This is a genomic window from Streptomyces sp. NPDC127084, from assembly GCF_042724175.1.
GTDB lineage: Bacteria > Actinomycetota > Actinomycetes > Streptomycetales > Streptomycetaceae > Streptomyces.
Genome location: NZ_JBHXFA010000280.1, coordinates 1 through 4,489, shown reverse-complemented (window position 1 = coordinate 4,489; position 4,489 = coordinate 1). Strand labels below are relative to the sequence as shown.

Annotated in this window: 3 protein-coding genes; 2 read left to right on the top strand and 1 reads right to left on the bottom strand. The window is 69.9% G+C overall.

All coding sequences use genetic code 11. The annotated features are described in order from the left end of the window. A partial coding sequence (locus ACFWI9_RS33075) for a hypothetical protein (protein ID WP_387168658.1) occupies window positions 1-299 on the top strand: 299 nt, incomplete at its 5' end. Window positions 300-395: 96 nt separating this feature from the next. On the opposite strand, the gene ACFWI9_RS33070 is transcribed toward ACFWI9_RS33075, so the two are convergent. After that, window positions 396-2,771, bottom strand: coding sequence for a collagenase (locus tag ACFWI9_RS33070; protein WP_387168656.1), 2,376 nt, complete (start codon window positions 2,769-2,771; stop codon window positions 396-398). A gap of 174 nt (window positions 2,772-2,945) precedes the next feature. On the opposite strand from ACFWI9_RS33070, the gene ACFWI9_RS33065 reads away from it, so the two are divergent. Further along, complete coding sequence (locus tag ACFWI9_RS33065; RefSeq protein ID WP_387168654.1) at window positions 2,946-4,364, top strand: aminopeptidase P family protein; 1,419 nt, start codon at window positions 2,946-2,948, stop codon at window positions 4,362-4,364. The last annotated feature ends 125 nt before the right edge of the window (window positions 4,365-4,489 follow it).

The window sequence follows — 4,489 nt, the reverse complement described above, 5'->3', positions numbered from 1 at the left end:
CCCTGCCCCACAGCCGCCGCAGACGCGGCACCCTCGACGAAGAAGTCCACCACACCCTCGACCGATGGCTCGACAGCGTCTGGGACAACCGCGGCACCTTCATCACCATCTACGAAGCCGGCCCCATCAACAACGACCGCGAAATCGAAGCCCTCCTCGAAGACGGCCGCGAAGCCTGGGCCGCCCGCCTCGCCGAACTCCTCGAACTCCCCGGCGGCGCCCCCCCGCCCCCCCGCCGCCCGGCCCGCGCCCGCGGCAGCCCGCGCCCCCGCCCCCCCCCACGACACCGGCGCCGATGATGACGGCGTCCAGGAGGCCTCGGGGCTGTGTGGTGGGCACGACAGTAATATGTCACATGTCATGCACGCGGGGAAGGGAACCCGCGGACCCAACACTCAACTGCGCAGCGGCCCTTCACACCGGTAGTCCGAGGTACCGGCGCGCCCGCCGGACCAGATCTCCACCGGCCCGAAGGAGCAGTTCATATCGGCGAGGTTCGGGGATGCCGGCGCCGAGCGGTCGAGGATGAAGTAGTCGACCGTCTCGGACATGTCCTTGAACACCAGGTCCGGATCGCCCGCGCCGGAGAGGTTGGCGGTGATCCGGCCGGTACAGGTGAACCGCCGCTTGCCCGGGTCGCCGTTCTCGGAGCACGCCGGATCCGCCTGCGTGGCGGTGGCGAGGGCCGTGCGGACCGCGTCCGCCGAAGTCTGGGTGAGCCGGTCGTTGGGTGTGTACGAGGTGTTGGGCACGAACAGGTCGTCCACCTTGGCGATCTGCGCGTCCAGGAAGGCGTCGTACCCGCGCTGGACGGCGGGATCGCCACCGAGGCGGTTGCGCCAGGCGTCGAAGCCCGCGACATCGTCTGCCCGCAGATACCCGTACATCTCCCGGATCAGCGAGGGGCGTTCGGTCCACAGGAACTCGAAGAACGTCCCCGCGTAGTCGTAGAAGCGGAAGCCGTCGCCGTCGTAGGTGGCGTGCAGCAACTGGTTCACGCTCATCCGCGGCCCGCCGGACGCCGTGTCGTCGATGACGCCCTGGACGAGGGACTTGCGGACCGCGATGCCGTTGTCGCGGGTGGCCCCGTCGAAGAACTCCGCCGTGCCCTCGTCCATCGCGGTGGTGCGGTCACCGCTGTACCAGTCGCCCTCACCGAAGTAGCCGGGCACGGCCCAGCGGCCGTTGAGGTAGTGGGTGTACTCGTGCCGGAAGAGCTCCTCAAGCGTGAGGGAGGAGTCCTGCGGCACCCGGCGCTGGTAGGTGTAGAACGTGGCGCCGCGTTCGATGTAGACGCCGCCGTTCTCGGTGCCCATTCCGGTGAGGATCGGGTGGTAGACCTCGTAGTCGGAACGTGAGGCGTAGAGCACGGTGTTGAGCGAGGTGTTGGTGTCGCCTGCGAGCGGCTGCTCGGTGCCGAGCACCCGGTGGTACTGCGCCTTCACCTGCTTGCCGGCGTAGTAGAGCTGATCGACGGTGGCACGGTCGAGCGCGGTGCGGACCTTGATGGCGCCGTTGTCGTAGGTGAAGGTGTTCGGGAAGATCCGCCGCTCGATGTCCTCCTTGCAGACGCCGTACGGCTTGCAGGCCTCGTAGAAGTCCAGCCAGGTGACGAGTGCCGCCCAGGGCCGTCCGCCCTTGCCGAAGTTGGCCTCGGCGACCGGCAGCAGTGCGCCGATGTCGGGGACGATCCCCGCCTTGAGTGCCGCGACCTGGCCGAAGCGCCCGTATTCGCTGAGTGCGTCGCGCACCACCCACTCATTGGGGGTGCCCTTGAGGTGGGTGTAGTCGGCGAAGGCGCGGAAGGCGGCGCGGTAGGAGGCGTTCTGGGTGACCACGGCGTGGAACGCGGTGTCGTTGTTGCCGGGGTAGACGCCCAGATAGTTCACGGAGAGTGCGGCCAGCGCCGCGCCGCCCCATGAGGCGTCGTCGTACTGCCCCTTGTGGTACTTGTCCATGGTCGCCAGGACCTTCTTGATCAGCCCGAGTTGGCTGTGCCGCAGCCCCTTGGCACTACCGATGTAGAGCGCTTCCCGCAGGGTCTCGGCGTTGGTACGCGTGACCTGGAAGGTGCGGGCCGCGGTGCCGAAGTCGTTGATGGCGCGCCGCAGGACCTCGGTGGTGGGCGGGTCGGTGATGTCGATCTCGGAGCGCGAGAAGTCGTGGTAGGCGACGGCGTGGAGATACGTGAACATCTCCAGCAGATGCGTGCCGTTGCGGCCGTCGTGGCGGGCGGCGAGTGAGGAGATCCGGCGGCCGACGGCCTGGACGTGGGCGTCGGACATCACGGGCACCAGCCGGGCGTCCCAGGTCCAGATGATGTCGCGGAGGCAGCCGTCGGCCGTGACGGCGGGATCGGCGAGGAAGTCGGCGAACTGCTGGGGGTTCAGCCCGGTGACTCCGTCGAGGGTGCAGGGCACCCCGGTGGCAGTGCGGGCCGTGGCGATACGGGGCCTGGCGCCGGTCCCCGGGCCCTGCCGCCCGGGGACCCGCCCCTCAGCGAGCTCACCGGGCGCGGGGGCGGGCAGCACAGTGCGGTTGGGCGCGTCGGCCAGGCGCTCGACCTCGTCGTGGGGGTTGGGGGCGCGGGTGGGCGCCGGGGCAGGAGCAGGACGCGCTGCCGCCGGGTGGCCGAGCTGGGCAGCGGCGGCGGTCGGGGCGACAGGCGTGAGCAGGGTGACGGCGAGGCCACCGGCGATGGCGCCGGTGAGCAGCGGCCCGCGCAGGGCCGCCGGCACGGATATGGGCAGCACGGATCTTGGCTTGGACACCGAGAGCTCCTGGTGTGGGAGGTGATGGGGGCGTGCGGCAGTGCGGTCACCGCGAACCGCCGTGGCATGGAAGGGGATTGGCCGAACCGAACGGTGCGCGATGTGACCCGTAACATAGTAATGTGAAATTGCACTGACAAGGCCTCAGTACGACTCTGTTTCCAGGGAGCCCGTATGTCCGAGAACGTCCCCCGCCCCGGCATCCCCGGCCCCGGCACCGCCACGGGCGCCCGCTCCGGACTGGCGACGGGCAGTCATGACCTGGCGGTGTCACCCGAGTTCGCCGATCTCATGCGAACGGGATGGGCGCCGAGCCCGCTGCCGCCCGACGCCCGGGTACCCGCCCACGCCGTCACCCCGACCCGGCGGGAGCGGCTCTCCGCGCTCTTCCCAGGCGAGCGACTGCTGGTCCCGGCAGGCGAGTTGAAGGTGCGCAGCAACGACTGCGACCACCGCTTCCGCCCTCACAGCGCCTACGCCTGGCTCACCGGGCTCACCGGTGAGGATCAGCCCGGTCATGTGCTGGTCATGGAGCCGTCCGGGCCGTCCGGGCACGAGCCGGTACTGTATCTGCGCCCGCGATCGGCCCGGGGCGACGGCAGCGAGGAGTTCTACCGCGACCGCCGCTACGGCGAGTTCTGGGTCGGCCGGCGCGCCGATCTCGGCGAGGCGGAAAGGCTGACGGGAATCCGCTGCGTACACCTGGACGACCTCGGCGCGCTGCCACCCGGGCGCAACGCCGCAGAGGATCTCGAACTTGCGTCGGCGCTCTCGGAGTTGCGCCTGGTGAAGGACTCCTGGGAGGTCGCGCAGCTACAGCTCGCCGTCGATCACACCACCACTGGATTCGAGGACGTGGTACGCGCCATCCCGGCCGCCCTCCGTGACCCACGCGGCGAGCGCCGGCTCGAAGGTGTCTTCGGACTGCGGGCCAGGCTGGAGGGCAACGGCACCGGTTACGAGACGATCGCCGCATCCGGGGCCCACGCCTGCGTACTGCACTGGATACGCAACGACGGCCGGCTCGACCCGTCGGAACTACTGCTGTTCGACGCGGGAGTGGAGACCGACACCCTCTACACCGCGGACATCACCCGCACTCTGCCGCTCTCCGGCAGGTTCTCCCCCGTCCAGCGCCAGGTGTACGAACTCGTCCTGGCGGCACAGGAGGCGGGCATCGCCGCGCTCAGACCCGGTGCGCGGTTCCGTGACTTCCACAGCGCCTGTATGCGGGTGATCGCCGACGGTCTCGCCGAATGGGGCGTGCTCAAGCACGCCGACGGCGACCTGCACCGCCGCTACACCCTATGCGGCAGCGGCCATATGCTCGGGCTCGATGTGCACGACTGCGCGTCGGCGCGGGCCTCGGCGTATCTCGACGGGGTCCTGGCGGAGGGGCAGGTGCTCACCGTCGAGCCCGGCCTCTACTTCCAGCCGGACGACGAGACCCTCCCCGCCGGACTGCGCGGTATCGGCGTCCGTATCGAGGACGACCTGGTCGTCACGGCGGAGGGGGCCAGGCTGATGTCGGGTTCGCTGCCGCGCACACCGGACGCGGTGGAGGAGTGGATGGGCCCACTGCTGGAATCCTGAGCCCGCCCCTCGGGAGTACCCGTCAGGCACGGCCTAGGTGTACTGCCCAGGGACGTTGGTCAACCTGGTGATGGGTGGTTTGCCGCCGGTTGCGGTGTGGGGGCGGTGGTGATTGTAGTGATGGA

Coding starts and splice junctions, on each gene's coding strand:
- ACFWI9_RS33065 (WP_387168654.1), top strand. CDS start 2,946: ATGTCCGAGAACGTCCCCCGCCCCGGCATCCCCGGCCCCGGCACCGCC.